At 73.0% G+C, this 13,918-nt stretch carries 16 protein-coding genes; 9 read left to right on the top strand and 7 right to left on the bottom strand.

Annotated elements, in window-relative coordinates:
- Window positions 1-46: 46 nt before the first annotated feature.
- On the bottom strand, window positions 47-1,510 hold the full coding sequence (locus QSJ33_RS06605) for an NADP-dependent isocitrate dehydrogenase (protein WP_285723777.1): 1,464 nt from the start codon (window positions 1,508-1,510) through the stop codon (window positions 47-49).
- Window positions 1,507-2,571 carry an L-threonylcarbamoyladenylate synthase gene (locus QSJ33_RS06600; RefSeq protein ID WP_285723775.1) on the bottom strand — a complete coding sequence of 355 codons (1,065 nt, stop codon included), beginning with the start codon at window positions 2,569-2,571 and terminating at the stop codon, window positions 1,507-1,509. The genes QSJ33_RS06605 and QSJ33_RS06600 overlap by 4 nt, the downstream gene beginning before the upstream one ends.
- A gap of 102 nt (window positions 2,572-2,673) precedes the next feature.
- Here QSJ33_RS06600 and QSJ33_RS06595 point away from each other — a divergent pair, with 102 nt between their 5' ends.
- On the top strand, window positions 2,674-3,585 hold the full coding sequence (locus QSJ33_RS06595; protein WP_285723773.1) for a LysR family transcriptional regulator: 912 nt from the start codon (window positions 2,674-2,676) through the stop codon (window positions 3,583-3,585).
- Between the two features lie 12 nt (window positions 3,586-3,597).
- On the opposite strand, the gene QSJ33_RS06590 is transcribed toward QSJ33_RS06595, so the two are convergent.
- The 4 genes from QSJ33_RS06590 to QSJ33_RS06575 form a co-directional block, all read right to left on the bottom strand.
- Entirely contained in the window at window positions 3,598-4,686 is a 1,089-nt protein-coding gene (locus QSJ33_RS06590) for an ATP-binding cassette domain-containing protein (RefSeq protein WP_285723772.1), read from the bottom strand.
- On the bottom strand, window positions 4,671-5,345 hold the full coding sequence (modB, locus tag QSJ33_RS06585; RefSeq protein ID WP_285723771.1) for a molybdate ABC transporter permease subunit: 675 nt from the start codon (window positions 5,343-5,345) through the stop codon (window positions 4,671-4,673). The genes QSJ33_RS06590 and modB overlap by 16 nt, the downstream gene beginning before the upstream one ends.
- Window positions 5,345-6,121 (bottom strand): molybdate ABC transporter substrate-binding protein, encoded by a 777-nt coding sequence (gene modA, locus QSJ33_RS06580; protein ID WP_285723770.1) that lies wholly within the window; start codon window positions 6,119-6,121, stop codon window positions 5,345-5,347. Before modA ends, modB begins: the two co-directional genes overlap by 1 nt.
- 64 nt (window positions 6,122-6,185) lie before the next feature.
- Window positions 6,186-6,578, bottom strand: a complete 393-nt coding sequence (locus tag QSJ33_RS06575; protein WP_285723769.1) for a winged helix-turn-helix domain-containing protein — start codon at window positions 6,576-6,578, stop codon at window positions 6,186-6,188.
- 81 nt (window positions 6,579-6,659) lie between these two features.
- Between QSJ33_RS06575 and msrP the strand changes: the two genes are divergently transcribed.
- Window positions 6,660-7,598, top strand: a complete 939-nt coding sequence (gene msrP, locus QSJ33_RS06570; RefSeq protein WP_285723768.1) for a protein-methionine-sulfoxide reductase catalytic subunit MsrP — start codon at window positions 6,660-6,662, stop codon at window positions 7,596-7,598.
- Here the strand turns inward: msrP and QSJ33_RS06565 are convergent.
- Entirely contained in the window at window positions 7,595-8,155 is a 561-nt protein-coding gene (locus QSJ33_RS06565) for a metal-dependent hydrolase (protein ID WP_285723767.1), read from the bottom strand. The two genes, msrP and QSJ33_RS06565, sit on opposite strands and share 4 nt — an antisense overlap.
- A gap of 184 nt (window positions 8,156-8,339) precedes the next feature.
- On the opposite strand from QSJ33_RS06565, the gene QSJ33_RS06560 reads away from it, so the two are divergent.
- The 7 genes from QSJ33_RS06560 to folK all read left to right on the top strand — a co-directional run bounded on the left by QSJ33_RS06560 (window position 8,340) and on the right by folK (window position 13,899).
- Complete coding sequence (locus QSJ33_RS06560; RefSeq protein WP_285723766.1) at window positions 8,340-8,942, top strand: protein-methionine-sulfoxide reductase heme-binding subunit MsrQ; 603 nt, start codon at window positions 8,340-8,342, stop codon at window positions 8,940-8,942.
- Between the two features lie 59 nt (window positions 8,943-9,001).
- Complete coding sequence (locus QSJ33_RS06555; protein ID WP_285723765.1) at window positions 9,002-9,838, top strand: Hsp33 family molecular chaperone HslO; 837 nt, start codon at window positions 9,002-9,004, stop codon at window positions 9,836-9,838.
- Window positions 9,838-10,557 carry a lysophospholipid acyltransferase family protein gene (locus QSJ33_RS06550; protein ID WP_285723764.1) on the top strand — a complete coding sequence of 240 codons (720 nt, stop codon included), beginning with the start codon at window positions 9,838-9,840 and terminating at the stop codon, window positions 10,555-10,557. Before QSJ33_RS06555 ends, QSJ33_RS06550 begins: the two co-directional genes overlap by 1 nt.
- Entirely contained in the window at window positions 10,550-11,257 is a 708-nt protein-coding gene (gene queC / locus QSJ33_RS06545; protein ID WP_285723763.1) for a 7-cyano-7-deazaguanine synthase QueC, read from the top strand. Before QSJ33_RS06550 ends, queC begins: the two co-directional genes overlap by 8 nt.
- An 89-nt stretch (window positions 11,258-11,346) precedes the next feature.
- On the top strand, window positions 11,347-12,876 hold the full coding sequence (locus QSJ33_RS06540; RefSeq protein WP_285723762.1) for a B12-binding domain-containing radical SAM protein: 1,530 nt from the start codon (window positions 11,347-11,349) through the stop codon (window positions 12,874-12,876).
- Window positions 12,877-12,941: 65 nt separating this feature from the next.
- Window positions 12,942-13,355: a preQ(1) synthase gene (gene queF, locus QSJ33_RS06535; protein WP_285723761.1), complete on the top strand. Its 414-nt coding sequence runs from the start codon at window positions 12,942-12,944 to the stop codon at window positions 13,353-13,355.
- A gap of 73 nt (window positions 13,356-13,428) precedes the next feature.
- Window positions 13,429-13,899: a 2-amino-4-hydroxy-6-hydroxymethyldihydropteridine diphosphokinase gene (folK, locus tag QSJ33_RS06530; RefSeq protein WP_285723760.1), complete on the top strand. Its 471-nt coding sequence runs from the start codon at window positions 13,429-13,431 to the stop codon at window positions 13,897-13,899.
- Window positions 13,900-13,918 lie beyond the last annotated feature (19 nt).

Below are 13,918 nucleotides of genomic sequence, written 5' to 3'. Positions count from 1 at the left end.
GCGGTGGGATCGGCGGTCCCGGGCCACCCCGCCCTGGGCCTCCGGCTCAGTCCTCGCCCTGGGCCTTGGTCCAGCCGGGCGCCCCGTCCAGGCGCTCCAGCTTTTCCAGGTGCATCCAGCGGCGTCCCTCCGACGCGGCGGCCGCCAGGGCGAAGATGGCGGGGTCGTCGGCCTGGTGCCCTTCGCGCAGGACGAAGCGGCAGCGCCAGTGGTCCACGCAATCGGGCAGGTTGCCGGGATCCGGGTGCACCCGCGTGCCGCGGTTGCTGATCATCTTGAGGCGGAAGGGCGTCGCCGCCGCCACCTGCTCCAGGGCCTGGCCGATCTCGGCGGGGCTCTCCGCGGACTCCAGGAAGACGTCCACGCCGGCGAGCTCGCGGGTCTCGGGGCGCACGAAGTCGAGGCGGGGCGAGACGTCGGGGATCTGCAGGCGCTCGTGGTGGCGCACCTTCCAGCCGGCGGCGTGGCGGCCCAGGTTCCCGATGATGCGGTCGGTGAAGGCGCGGGTGCCCAGGGCGCCGGCCGGCTTCACGTCGCGGGTGTGGGCGCCTTCCGCCAGGGTCACGTAGAGGGCGTTCTCGATGAGCTCGGCCGCCTCGAACTCGTCGATGTGGCGCAGCATCATCAGGCCGGAGAGCAGCATGGCCGTGGGATTGATGACGTCCTTCCCGGCGTGCTTCGGGGCGCTGCCGTGCACCGCCTCGAAGATGGCCACCTCGCTGCCCAGATTCGCCCCGGGCGCGAACCCGAGGCCTCCGACCAGGCCGGAGGTGAGGTCCGACATGATGTCGCCGTTCATGTTGCTGGTGACGATGACGTCGAACTGCTCGGGGGTGCGCACGAGCTGGTGGCAGCAGTTGTCGATGATGATGTGGTGGGCCTCGAGGTCGGGGTACTCCTTGGCCACCTCCTCGAAGGTGCGCTTCATGAGGCCCTCGGTGAGCTTCATGATGTTGGCCTTGGTGGCGCAGTGGACCTTCTTCCGGCCCTCGGCCCGGGCCACCTCGAAGGCCAGGCGCACGATCTTCTCGCAGCCCTTGCGGCTCATGAGCTTCAGGCACTGCGCCACGCCGGGCGTCTGCATGTGCTCGATGCCGGCGTAGAGGTCCTCGACGTTCTCCCGCACCACCACCAGGTCGATGGGGCGGTCCGAGAAGGGGGTGGGGACCCCCGGCAGGCGGCGCACGGGCCGCACGTTGCCGAAGGTCTCGAAGAGCTTGCGCAGCGTCACGTTGGCGCTCTTCTCGCCGTAGCCCACGGGCGTCTCGAGGGGGCCCTTGAGGGCCACCCGGGTCTCCCGGATGGAGCGGATGGTGGCCTCGGGCACGCCCGTGGCCAGGCCCTGCCGGAACACGGAGGCGCCGGCCTGGTGCTCCTCCCAGGCGATGCGGACGCCGGCGGCGTCGAGGATGCGGCGGGTGGCGTCCACGACCTCGGGGCCGATGCCGTCGCCGGGGATGACGGTGACGCGGGTGCGTCCGTCGGGGGTCAGGGTGTAGCGGGAGCTCATAGGCACTCCTCAGCAAAAGGGGCGAGGGCCGGAGCCGCCGCCCGGGTGAGCCGGTCCCGCAGGGCGAGCCAGGGGCCGGTGTCGGGGGGGAGGTCCGCGACGATGCGGACCAGGGGCAGGGTTTCCAGGTCGCGGAGGGCCGCGTAGAGCCCCCGGGCCGCGAGGTCCGGGTGGGCGGGCAGGGCGCGGCAGACCACGCCGGCCGGAAGGGCCGCGGGCGGGTCGCCCAGCCGCAGCCAGCCCTGGGGACCGGGCTCCCGGGCCAGCTCGGCTTCGGCCGGGTGGGCCAGCACCACCGGCAGGCGGGGCGCGTAGTGGCGGGGGGAGAGGCCCGGGGACGGGGCGACGGCCCGGGCCGGACCCGGTCCCAGGGCCGGACGCCGGCCGAGCACCCGGGTCAGCGCCGCGGGCGGAAGGGGGCCGGGGCGGAGGATCCGGGGTTCCGGTCCGCTGAGGTCCAGCACCGTGCTCTCCAGCCCCCTCTCGCAGGGGCCGCCGTCGAGGATGAGCCCGACCGCCCCCGCGAGGTCGTCGGCCACATGGGTGGCGGTCGTGGGACTCACGTGCTCCGAGCGGTTGGCGCTGGGGGCGGCGAGGGGCCTGCCGAAGGCCCGGATCAGCGCGAGCGCCACCGGGTGGGCCGGCATGCGGAGGGCCACCGTGTCCCCCCCCGCCGTCACGGCATCCGGTACGCAGGGATCCTTCGGCAGCACCAGGGTCAGGGGCCCCGGCCAGAAGGCCTCGGCCAGGGCCAGGGCCTCCAGGGGGAAGTGCCGGACGAGCCTCCGGGCCATGGCCAGCCCGGAGACATGGAGGATGAGGGGATTGGCCGAGGGCCTTCCCTTGGCGGCGTAGATGCCCGCCACGGCCGAGGCATTCAGGCCATCGGCGCCCAGTCCGTAGACCGTCTCCGTGGGGAACGCCACCAGGCCGCCCTCCTCGAGGAGCTGGAGGGCGCGGCGGAACCCCGTTCCTTCCGGAGCCCTGGGCACGGGGGGCGGGGGCAGCCTCGGAAAGGGCCGCCCTTCGGTCCGCCGGTCTGCGTCGCGGAAACGATCCATCGAGCCCCCAGGCCGGGGCCGTGCCCCGGGCGGAGGTCAGACTAGCCCTGGGAAAACAGTCTAAATAATAAATAAACAACGATTAACCAATAGATTTAACCTATGATTGTCCGCATGGAGTGGCTGAACTACCACCACCTTTTCTACTTCTGGACCGCGGCCCGGGAGGGCGGCATCGGCAAGGGAGCGGCCGCGCTGCGGCTCTCCCAGCCCACCCTCAGCGCGCAGATCCGCGCCCTCGAGCAGGACCTGGGCGAGCGGCTCTTCGAGAAGGCGGGGCGCGGCGTCGCCCTCACGGAGGCGGGCCGCCTCGTCTTCCGGTACGCCGACGAGATCTTCGGCCTGGGCCAGGAGCTGCGCGAGACCCTGGGCGGAGGCCGGACGGTGCGGCAGCCCCAGCTGGCCGTGGGCATCTCGGACGCCCTGCCCAAGCTCATGGTCCAGAAGCTGCTGGATCCGGCGCTGAAGCTGGAGGACCCACCCCGCCTGCTCGCGCGGGAGGACGCCACCGAGCGCCTGCTGGCCGCCCTGGCCACCCAGGACCTCGACGTGGTGCTCACCGACCGGCCGCTGGACCCCCAGAGCCGGCTCAAGGCCTTCAACCACCTCCTCGGCGAATGCGGGGTGTCGATCTTCGCCTCGCCGGCCCTGGCCCGGGGGCTCCGCGGAGCCTTCCCCGGCGACCTCGACGGGCAGCCCTGGCTGCTGCCGCTCCAGGGGACCGCGCTGCGGCGGGCCCTGGACCAGTGGATGGGCACCCACCGCATCCGCCCGCGGATCGTGGGGGAATTCAGCGACAGCGCCCTCCTGAAGGCCTTCGGCCAGGCCGGCGGAGGGTGTTTCGCCGCGCCCGACGCCATCGCGGCGGAGGTGGTCCGCCAGTACCGGGTCAAGCGCCTCGGCACCGCAGAGGGGGTGCGCGAGCGGATCTACGCCGTGAGCGTGGACCGGCGCCTCCGCCATCCCGCCGTCCAGGCCATCCGCGACGCCGCGCGCACCTGGGTGTTCGCCTGATCCGCCGATCCCTCAGTCGTGGGGGATGAGGTGGATGGCGGAGGCCTTGAGGAGGGCCGTCACCGCCTCGCCTTCGGCCAGGTCGAGGTCCGCGCAGGCCTGGCGGGTGACGACGCTTTCCAGCGGGAAGCCCGCGTCGAGGGTGAGCCGCACGAGGGGGCCTTCCGGCTGGAGGGACACGATGCGGGCCGCCAGCCGGTTCCGGGCGGTGCTGGGGCCGGGCTCGCCGCGCTCCACCAGCACGTCCTCGCCCCGGATGCAGACGTAGGCCCGGAGGCCGAGGGATCCGGGATCGGGCGCCTGGAGGCGGGCCTCGCCCACGGCCACGGTGGCCAGGCCCCCGGAGACCTCCACCACCCCGCCCAGCACCACCGTCTCCACGCCGAGGATCCGCGCCACGGCGGGATCCGTGGGACGGTCGAAGACCGGCTGGATCGGGCCCTCCTGGCAGACGCGCCCGCCGTCCATCACCACCAGCCGGTCGCCCAGCTGAAGGGCCTCGGCGCGGTCGTGCGTCACCAGCACCGTGGGCACGTCCAGGCGCCGCAGGAGGTCGCGCAGGTCCCGGCGCAGGCGCAGCTGCGTGGGCCGGTCCAGGGCCGAGAGGGGCTCGTCCAGCAGGAGCAGGGCCGGCCGCGGGGCCAGGGCGCGGCCCAGGGCCGCCCGCTGGCGCTGGCCCCCCGAGAGCTGCGCGGGCTGGCGGTCCTCCAGCCCATCCAGGCCCAGGAGGGCCACGAGCTCCGCCACCCGGTCGCGCCGGGCCCCGGCGGGCAGGCCGCCCAGGCCGTAGGCCAGGTTGGCGGCCAGGCTGAGGTGCGGGAAAAGGTCGTAGGCCTGGCTGAGGAAGCCCAGGTTCCGCGCCTGGGGCGGGAGGTGCCGGCCCCTCCCGGCGTCCGCCCAGACCGTCCCGCCGCAGGCGATGTGCCCCGCGTCCGGCCGCTCCAGGCCCGCCAGCAGGCGGAGGGCCGTGGTCTTGCCGGACCCCGAGGGCCCGAAGAGCACGGTGACCGAGAAGCCCGGCTCCGGAATGCGGAACCGCGCCTCCACGCGCATCCCGCCGGGGAAGCGGCGCTCCGCCGCGCAGGTCAGATGAGGGTCCACGGCTTCCTCTGGGCGCGGCGCAGGCCGTAGACGAGGGCGAGCACGGTGAAGGAGACCCCCAGCAGCAGCAGGGCCGTGCGTCCGGCCGCGGCGTAGTCGAGGGCCTGCACCTGGTCGAAGACGGCGATGCTCACCGTGCGGGTGCGGCCCGGGAGGTCGCCCCCCACCATGAGCACGACCCCGAACTCGCCGAGGGTGTGGGCGAAGCTGAGCACCATCCCCGTGAGGAGGCCGGCCCAGGAGAGGGGTACCACCACGCGCAGGAAGGTGCGGACCCGCGAGACGCCCAGGCACCAGGAGGCCTCGATCAGCCCGCGGTCCACGGCGGCGAAGGCCGCGGCGAAGGGCTGCACCGTGAAGGGCAGGCTGTAGAGGATGGAGGCGGCCAGCAGCCCCTCGAAGGAGAAGGCCAGCGGGTGGCCGGTGAGGGCGGTCCATGTCTTGCCCAGGGGGCTGCGGGACCCCATGGCCACCAGGAGGTAGAAGCCCAGCACCGTGGGGGGCAGCACCAGGGGCAGGCCCACCACCGCCTCCACGAGGAACTTCCAGCGCCGCCGGGTGAAGGCCAGCCAGTAGGCCAGGGGCAGGCCCAGGGCCAGCAGGGCCAGCGTGGTGAGCGCGGCCAGGCGCAGGCTGAGGCGGAGGGCCTCCCAGTCCATCAGGGGGTGTCCACCACGAAGCCGTAGCGCCGCAGGATGGCGGCGCCCCCGGGGCCCCGCAGGAAGGCGCAGAAGGCGCGGGCCGCGGCGTTGTCCCTGGCCCGGGCCAGGAGGACCGCGCCCTGCTCCAGGGGCGGATAGGCGTCCAGGGGAACCTCGACGCTCCGGCCCGCCTCGGCCAGGGCGGGGGCCTTGGCGAGGGAGAGGGCCAGGAGGCCCGCATCCGCCGCGCCGGACTGCACGAACTGGGCGGTCTGCGAGATGTTCTCGCCGTACACCAGGCGGGGCCTCAGGGCCTCCAGCAGGCCCAGCTTCGCCAGGGCCGCCTCGGCCGCCCGGCCGTAGGGCGCATGGCGGGGATTGGCGAGGGCGACCTTCTTCACGGCCGGGTCGAGGAGGGCCTTCATGCCGAGGCGCTCCAGGGGGACCGGGGAGCCCTTCGGCACCCAGAGCACCAGCCGGCCGCGGCTGTAGCGGAAGGCCGAGGCCGCGTCCGCGAGGCCCGCCTGCACCAGCTTCTGCGGGTAGCTCTCGTCGGCGGAGAGGAAGACGTCGAAGGGCGCCCCGTTCACGATCTGCGCGTAGAAATTCCCGGAGGAGCCGAAGGTCGCGGTCACCTGGACCCCGGGGTGGGCCTGGACGAAGGCGGCCTTCACGTCCGCCAGGGCGAACTGCAGGTCTGCCGCGGCGGCCACGGCGACGGTCCCCTGGGCGCGGAGGCCCGTCGCGAGGCCCAGGCCCAGCAGCAGGGAGAGCAGGGGTCGAAGGCGCTTCATGCGGGCTCCCGGGTGCGGCCGGTCGCCGCTATGTTTTAAGGAATAGATCGGAACGCCCGGGGCGTCAACGCGCCAGTCCGGTGGCGAGGAGGGCCGTGAGGGCCCCGGCGCCGCCGGCGGCGGCCTCGGAGGCGACGGCCGCCAGGGCCCGGTAGCGGACCAGGACCTCGGCGCCCAGGGGCGTGAGGCTGGCCCCGCCGCGGGCCGCGCCCCCCCGCTCCGTGGCCACCAGGGGGTGCCGGAAGCAGCGGTTCATGGTGTCCACCAGCAGCCAGGCCCGCCGGTAGCTCATGCCCATGGCCCGGCCCGCCGCCGCGATGGAGCCCGTGTCCCGGATGGCCTCCAGGAGGTCGGCCTTGCCGGGGCCCAGGGCGATCTCCTCGCCCAGGTAGAGCCGGAGGCGGAGGTCGAGGCGGGGGCCGGGCCGGGGGCTGGAGTGGGGGCTGGGACGGGGCATGGCGGCCTCCGTATCCAGTGTGGCCCAGGTTGGCGTGAACGTTCCCCGCGATCCCGGCATCCCATTCCCCACGGAGGTTCCATGCTCATCCGCCGCCCCGCCGACCTCCCCGCGTCCGAGATCACGCCGGAGGGCCTGTACCTGGACCGTCGGGCCTTCCTGGGGGGCACGGCCGCGGCCCTGGCCCTGGCCGCCTCGGGGAGGCCCCTGCGCGCCGCCGATCCGGGCGGCCTGGGTCCCCTGGCCCGCAGCCCCTATAGCACCACCGAGCGGCCCAACCGCTGGGAGGAGGTGACGGGCTACAACAACTTCTACGAGTTCGGCACCGGGAAGGACGATCCGGCCCGGGAGGCCTGGCGCCTGAAGCCCCGGCCCTGGACCGTGCGGGTGACGGGGGAGTGCCTGAAGCCCCGGACCTTCGGCCTGGAGGAGCTGATGCGCCTGGCCCCCCTGGAGGAGCGCATCTACCGCATGCGCTGCGTGGAGGGCTGGAGCATGGTCATCCCCTGGGCGGGCTTTCCCCTGAAGACGCTGCTGGACCGGGTGGAGCCGAAATCCACGGCCCGCTACGTGGCCTTCTTCTCCCTGGCCGATCTCCAGCAGGAGCCCGGCGTGCGCCTGCCGGTGCTGGACTGGCCCTACCTGGAGGGCCTGCGCCTGGACGAGGCGCGGAACCCGCTGACGCTCCTCGCTTTCGGCGTCTACGGCCGGGTGCTGCCGAACCAGAGCGGGGCCCCCCTGCGCCTGGTGGTGCCCTGGAAGTACGGCTTCAAGGGGGCCAAGTCCATCGTGGAGATCCGCCTGGTGCGGGACCAGCCCTGGACCAGCTGGGCCAAGGCCAACCCCAACGAGTACGGCTTCTACGCCACGGTGAACCCGGGCGTGGACCATCCCCGCTGGAGCCAGGCCACGGAGCGGCGCATCGGCGAGTGGTCGCGGCGCCCGACCCTGATGTTCAACGGCTACGGGGACCAGGTGGCCTCGATGTACACCGGCCTGGACCTGCGACGGAACTTCTAGGGATGCTCGGGCGCCGGCACGCCCCAGCGGCTGGCGGCGCGGAGGCGGGCCGCCCGGGTGCCGGTGACCAGGAGGAGGGAGGGCAGGCCGATCCACACGGCCTCCGTCCAGAGCGCCCCCAGGAAGCGGACCCACAGGCGCCCCGTGAGGGGGATGGGCGAGACGCGGATCGGCTGCCACACGCAGACGTACCGCTCGCCCGAGAAGGGCAGGAAGGCCGCCACGCCGACGCCCCCGAGGGTGCAGGCGTCCAGGAGGCCGTGGGAGAAGGCCGCGGCGAACAGGCAGAGCCAGAGCCGCGGGCTGCGCAGGTGGGACCGGAGGCCCAGCAGCATGGCGGCGCTGGCGATGAGGGCCGCGGCCGCGAGGGAGTGGGTGGCGCCCCGGTGGGTGAGGCAGTGGCCGTAGGGCAGGTGGAGGAAGGCCGTGAACCAGTCCAGGTCGGGGGCCATGGCGCAGGCGGCGGCGAGGGCCCAGGCGCGACGCGGCGCACGGCCGTCGGTGAAGGCGGCGTGCAGGGCGAGTCCGGCGGCGGCGTGGCCGAGGAGCGAAGGCATGGCGGGTTCCGGGAGGGGGAGCAGGAAGGCATCCGGGCGGCCGTGGGACGGCGCGGGGGCATCCTGGACGGGAACCGTCGGGACGTGCGCCACCATCTTGCACTGCGGGTCAGCGCAATCCGAAAAGCCCAGAATCCCCGATTATGAAGGCTGGAACCCGGAACGGCAAATCCCTGGAGGGCCCATGCGCCGCGTGCTTCCCCACCTCGCCCGATGGCTGCCCGTCCTGCCGCTGCTCCGGCTGGGCTGGGGCCTCCTCCGCCAGGACTTCGCCATCCTCACGGCCAACCCGGTGGAGAAGCTCATCGACACCTGCGGCTGGTGGACCCTGGCCCTCCTGGCGACCTCGCTGGCCATGGCGCCCCTCCAGCGGGTCACCCGCTGGTCCGGGTGGGTGGCCCTGAAGCGCCCGCTGGGGCTCTGGGCCTTCGCCTACGGCTGCCTCCACCTGCTGGTCTACACGGGCCTGGACCAGGGCTTCCGTCCCGCGGAACTGGCCCGGGACATCGCCAAGCGCCCCTTCATCCTCGTGGGCATGGCCACCTGGCTGACCCTGCTCCCCCTGGCCCTCACGAGCACGAAGGGCTGGCAGCGGCGCCTGGGACGCAACTGGAAGCGCCTGCACCGGCTGGCCTACCTCGCCGCGCTCCTGGGCGTCCTGCACTTCGCCTGGAAGGCGAAGGTGGGCTTCCGGGACCCCCGCGTGCTCCTGCTGGGCGGGCCGGTGGCGGTCCTCCTCCTCCTGAGGATTCCCTGGCCGCCCCGCCGCCCGGCGCGGGCACAATAGAGGGTTCCGCCGCCGGCGGCCGCCCTCGCGGACGGACCCGGCCCTTCCCCGCAGGCTCCATGAACGACGCGAACCCCCAGGCCCGGGTGACCAAGGCCCTCACCCAGGACGGCCACATCCGCCTCTCCTCCCTCGATGCCGGTCCCCTCTGGGACGGTGTGCGCCGGGGCCACCCCCACCTCGAGCCCGAGGCCTGTGCCTGCCTGACGGAGATGCTGGCGTCGGCGGCCCTCCTCCAGAGCCGCACGCTCTTCGCGGAGCGGCTCCAGCTGCTGCTCAAGGGCGGGGGCCGGGCCAAGGCCGTGGTGGCGGACAGCTGGCCCGATGGCACCCTCCGGGGGGTCCTGGATCTCGGCGCGCCCGAGGCGGGGGACTGGATCGCGGGCCCCGGCGTCTTCCAGGTGATGCGTTCCAATCCCACCGGGCAGCCCTACATCGGGACCCTGCCCCTGGTGGCGGGGGGCATCCAGACCCAGATCGAGCACTACCTGCAGCAGTCGGAGCAGGTGCAGGCCAGCGTCACGCTCTGGTGCGACCCGGGCACGGGCGAGGCCGGCGGCCTGCTCGTGGAGCCCCTGCCCGCGTGTCCGCCCGAGCGGCTGGCGCGGCTGGTGCAGGCGATCGAGGGCCTCGAGGTGGTGCCCCTCTGGGAGCGCACGCCGGACTTCCTCGCGGCCTGGGTGGCCCAGGGCCAGGGCACCGAGCTCCAGTCCACCTCGGAGCTCCACTACCGCTGCCGCTGCAGCCGCGAGGCGCTGCTCGCCACCCTCCGCACCTTCCCGAAGGACCAGAAGGAGGACCTCTTCCGCGAGCCCGGCCCCGTGGAGGTCCGCTGCGACTACTGCGGCACGATGTACCCGGTGAGCCGCGAGGATCTCCTCGGGGAGGAGGGCTGATGGCCGGCGGGGTCGCGATCGCGGAGCGGGGACGCCCCCTGGGCTCGCCGTTCTCGGTGTGGCTGGCTTTCCGCGCCGTGCCCTTCCTGGGAGCGGGCCTCATCAAGCTCTGGTCCTACACCCTGCGGGTGAAGCGGGAGGGGTTCGAGCCCGTGGAGGCCCTCGCGGACCGGGACGAGCGCTTCATCCTGGCCTTCTGGCACCGGCGCCTCTTCATGATGCCGCTGGCCTATCCCTTCCGCCGCCGCACCGCCGCCGGCGAGGCCCGGGGCGTGGCCATCCTCTCCAGCGACAGCCGGGACGGCGAGCGCAGCGCCGCCACCTGGCGCTGGTTCGGCATCCACGCCGTGCGCGGCACCGCCAGCGAGGACGGCGCGCGGGCCCTGGTGCGCATGATCCAGGCCGTGAAGCAGGGCTGGGACTTCGGCATCACCCCCGACGGCCCCCGCGGCCCCCTCATGGCGCTGAAGCCCGGCACCGTGGCCCTGGCCCGCAAGACCGGCGCCTGGATCGTGCCCGTGAGCCTGGCCTTCGACCGCAGCTTCGAGTTGAAGACCTGGGACCGCATGGTGATCCCGATGCCGTTCGCCACCTGCACCATCCGGTACGGCGTGCCCTACCAGCTGCCGCCGAAGGGCGACGACGGTCCGGAGACCGCCCGGCTGCAGGGCGAGATGGACGAGCTGGAGCAGTGGGCCGAGGCGGTGGCCCATGGCTGACCTCGCCGTCGTCTCCCTCTCCGGGGGCATGGACTCCTGCGTCACCGCGGCCATGGCCCGGGCCGCGGGCTTCGAGCTGGCCCTGCTCCACGCGGACTACGGCCAGCGCACCCAGGAGCGCGAAAAGCGCGCTTTTCGCGATATCGCAGACTTCTACGGCGTGCCGGCGGCGCGGCGGCTCATCATCGGCTTCGACTCGCTCAAGGCCATCGGCGGCTCGGCGCTGACGGATCCGTCCATCGCCCTGCCCGAGGGCGATCCGGACCGCGCGGGGGTGCCCGTGAGCTACGTGCCCTTCCGCAACGCGCACCTGCTGGCCACCTGCGTGAGCTGGGCCGAAGTCCTGCGGGCCAGCGCCATCTTCGTGGGCTTCGTGGAGGAGGACAGCAGCGGCTACCCCGACTGCCGCGAGGCCTTCCTGCGGAGCTTCGAGCAGACCGCCAACCTCGGCACGAAGCCCGAGACGCGGCTGGCCTTCCACGCGCCCCTCCTGCACCTCCGCAAGTCCGACATCGTACGGAAGGGGATGGCGCTCGGCGCCCCCCTCCACCTGAGCTGGTCCTGCTACCAGGGCGAGGACCGGGCCTGCGGCCGCTGCGACTCCTGCGCCCTGCGGCTGCGGGGGTTCAAGGAGGCGGGGCTCCCCGACCCCATCCCGTACGCCTTCATCCCGGACGAGCTGGCGCCCGGACCCCGGTAGGGCGGGGCGGCCGTCGGCCCGGTGGTATCGTCGGGGGCGGTACCCCGTCAGGTCGTGGACACGGGCCTGGCCCTCCTTCCAGGTGACCCATGCGTGTGACCTTGGTCCAGCCCTCGGGGTTCAACTTCATTCCCGGGCAGCCGGACTTCTCCGTGCTGGCCAACCGGATGGCCCCGCTCGGCATCCTGTCGCTGGCCGCCTGGCTGGAACAGCATGGGCATCCCACGGCCGTCTACGACTGCCTCGGACCCCTGGCCCCGGCCACGCTGGAGGGCCAGGCGGCCGAGATCCTGGCCACGGGGCCGGACCTGGTGGGGTTCTCCGCCACCACGTCCGGGTTCATGGATGCGGTGGACCTGGCGACCTTCCTGAAGGCGGCCCGGCCGGGCCTGCGCGTGGTGGTGGGCAGTGTGCACGCCTCGAGCCTGGGGGCCCCGCTCCTGGAGAGCTTCCCCGAGCTGGACCTCCTCTGCCTGGGCGAGGGCGAAGGCCCGCTGCTGGATCTGGCGGAGGGGAAGGCCCTGGCCGACATCCCCAACCTGGTGTGGCGCGACGGGGAACGCATCGTCACCAATCCGCGCCGGCCGCGGCTCCAGAATCTGGATGACCTCCCGTTCCCCGCCTACGAGAAGCTGGCCGCCTTCCCCAAGGGCTACCACCTGCCGCTCTTCAGCTACGTCCAGCGGTACGGGGCCACCATGATCACCTCCCGGGGCTGCCCCTACACCTGCTCCTTCTGCGACCGGACGGTCTTCGAGCACCAGTACCGGTTCAACAGCCCGGCCTACATCCATGCCCACATGAAGCACCTGCGGGACCGCTTCGGCGTGCGCCACGTCAACTTCTACGACGACCTCTTCACCGCCCACCAGGGGCGCGTGTCGGAGCTGTGCCAGCGCCTCCTCGACGAGCCCCTCGGCATGGGCTTCAACTGCATCATCCGGGCGGGCCACACCTCGGACGAACTGCTTCGCCTGCTGAAGAAGGCCGGGTGCGTCATGGTCAGCTTCGGCGTGGAGAGCGCGGATCCCGGCCTGATGGCGCGCCACAAGGCCGGCGTGACCCTCGAGGCCGTGCGCGACACGGTGGCGCGGGTCCACGCCGCCGGCCTCCGGGCCAAGGGCCTGTTCATCTTCGGCCTGCCCGGGGAGACGCCGGAGACCTTCCGGCGGACCAGCGACTTCATCCTCTCCCTGGATCTCGATGACATGAACCTCACGAAATTCAGCCCCCTCCACGGGGCGCCCCTCTGGGCCGAGTGCGTGGCGGGCCGGGAGGGGGAGTTCAACGAGGATTGGCGGCTGCTCAACTGCGTCAACCCGGTGTTCCTGCCGAAGGGCTTCGAATCCCGGGAGCAGATGGATGCGCTCTACAACGGCCACATCGAGCGGTTCTACAAGAGCAGGCCCTACCACCGGCGGTTCGTCCGCCGCCTCTGGGAACACCGGTGGAGCCTCTGGCACCTCCTTCGCCACCTGCCCATGGTGTGGGCCGCCAAGCGCTACTTCACCTCGAAGCGGGTGGGCGCCGCGGCGCCCTACAACCGGCATCCCCGCCAGCCGGTGGGCCTGAAGCCCATGCCCCTGGCCCATGGGGGCGCCTCCGCCAGGGGCGTATGACGCGCTTTTTCCGGGAGAATGGCTAACCTTGACGTTTGCCTCACCCCTCTTCTGCTGGATGGACCATGGCCACTCGGAAAGCTCCCCAGGCATCGCTCCCCGATCCGCTCCCCCACTTCGTCGTCACGCGGCCCACGGGAGAGCTGGACACGTTTGCCAGCCCCCGGCCGGGGCGCCCCTTCACCATCACCTTCGAGACGGAGGAGTTCACCTGCCTCTGTCCCCTCACGGGGCAGCCGGACTTCGCCAAGCTCCGCATCCAGTACCAGCCGGACCAGCTCTGCGTGGAGTCGAAGTCGCTGAAGCTCTACCTCTGGAGCTTCCGGGACAAGGGCGCCTTCCACGAGGCCGTCACCAACCAGATCCTCGACGACCTGGTGAAGGCCACGCAGCCCCAGTGGATGCGCGTCGAGGGCGACTTCCTCATCCGCGGCGGCATCCGGACGCTGGTCACGGCGGAACACGGCGAGAAGCGATGAAACCGCGAAGGGCGCGAATCAGCGCGAAAGCGATTCCTCCATTCGCCTCCATTCGCGTTCATTCGCGGTTCCCATGAAGGCCGTCGTCGCCCTCGGCTCGAACCTCGGCGACCGCCGGGCGCACCTGGCGGCGGGGCTGGCGGCCCTGCGGACGCTGGGGGGCGTGGTGCCCTCGCCCCTCGTGATGGAGACGCCGGACGAATCGGGACGCGGTCCGGCCTACCTGAACACGGTGGCGGTCCTCGTGACAGAGGAGGCGGACCCGCGCCGTCTGCTGGAAGCCCTGCTGCGCCTGGAGCTGGCCCAGGGCCGGGACCGCACGGCGGGCCGCAATGCGCCCCGCACCCTGGACCTGGACCTCATCACCACCGACGGGCCGCCGGGGCGCTGGACCTGGCCCGCGCCGGAGGATCTGGGCGCCCTGGGGCCGGAGCTCACCCTGGAACTGCCCCACCCCCGGGCCTTCAGCCGCCCCTTCGTGCTGGAGCCCTGGCGCGCCCTCTCCGATCCCGGCGCCTGCGGCGGCGTCATCCCCAGAAACTAGCCACGAAGACCGCAAAGCA

The sequence above is a fragment of the Geothrix rubra genome, assembly GCF_030268065.1.
In the GTDB taxonomy this organism is placed as follows: domain Bacteria; phylum Acidobacteriota; class Holophagae; order Holophagales; family Holophagaceae; genus Geothrix; species Geothrix rubra.
Note: the sequence above shows the minus strand (reverse complement) of the source record. Positions and strands in the feature narration are given on the sequence as shown.

What these genes read in the sequence shown, in the direction of transcription:
- QSJ33_RS06605 (WP_285723777.1), bottom strand. Translation starts at nt 1,510, where the DNA reads ATGAGCTCCCGCTACACCCTGACCCCCGACGGACGCACCCGCGTCACC.
- QSJ33_RS06600 (WP_285723775.1), bottom strand. Translation starts at nt 2,571, where the DNA reads ATGGATCGTTTCCGCGACGCAGACCGGCGGACCGAAGGGCGGCCCTTT.
- QSJ33_RS06595 (WP_285723773.1), top strand. Translation starts at nt 2,674, where the DNA reads ATGATTGTCCGCATGGAGTGGCTGAACTACCACCACCTTTTCTACTTC.
- modB (WP_285723771.1), bottom strand. Translation starts at nt 5,345, where the DNA reads ATGGACTGGGAGGCCCTCCGCCTCAGCCTGCGCCTGGCCGCGCTCACC.
- modA (WP_285723770.1), bottom strand. Translation starts at nt 6,121, where the DNA reads ATGAAGCGCCTTCGACCCCTGCTCTCCCTGCTGCTGGGCCTGGGCCTC.
- QSJ33_RS06575 (WP_285723769.1), bottom strand. Translation starts at nt 6,578, where the DNA reads ATGCCCCGTCCCAGCCCCCACTCCAGCCCCCGGCCCGGCCCCCGCCTC.
- msrP (WP_285723768.1), top strand. Translation starts at nt 6,660, where the DNA reads ATGCTCATCCGCCGCCCCGCCGACCTCCCCGCGTCCGAGATCACGCCG.
- QSJ33_RS06565 (WP_285723767.1), bottom strand. Translation starts at nt 8,155, where the DNA reads ATGCCTTCGCTCCTCGGCCACGCCGCCGCCGGACTCGCCCTGCACGCC.
- QSJ33_RS06560 (WP_285723766.1), top strand. Translation starts at nt 8,340, where the DNA reads ATGCGCCGCGTGCTTCCCCACCTCGCCCGATGGCTGCCCGTCCTGCCG.
- QSJ33_RS06555 (WP_285723765.1), top strand. Translation starts at nt 9,002, where the DNA reads ATGAACGACGCGAACCCCCAGGCCCGGGTGACCAAGGCCCTCACCCAG.
- QSJ33_RS06550 (WP_285723764.1), top strand. Translation starts at nt 9,838, where the DNA reads ATGGCCGGCGGGGTCGCGATCGCGGAGCGGGGACGCCCCCTGGGCTCG.
- queC (WP_285723763.1), top strand. Translation starts at nt 10,550, where the DNA reads ATGGCTGACCTCGCCGTCGTCTCCCTCTCCGGGGGCATGGACTCCTGC.
- QSJ33_RS06540 (WP_285723762.1), top strand. Translation starts at nt 11,347, where the DNA reads ATGCGTGTGACCTTGGTCCAGCCCTCGGGGTTCAACTTCATTCCCGGG.
- queF (WP_285723761.1), top strand. Translation starts at nt 12,942, where the DNA reads ATGGCCACTCGGAAAGCTCCCCAGGCATCGCTCCCCGATCCGCTCCCC.
- folK (WP_285723760.1), top strand. Translation starts at nt 13,429, where the DNA reads ATGAAGGCCGTCGTCGCCCTCGGCTCGAACCTCGGCGACCGCCGGGCG.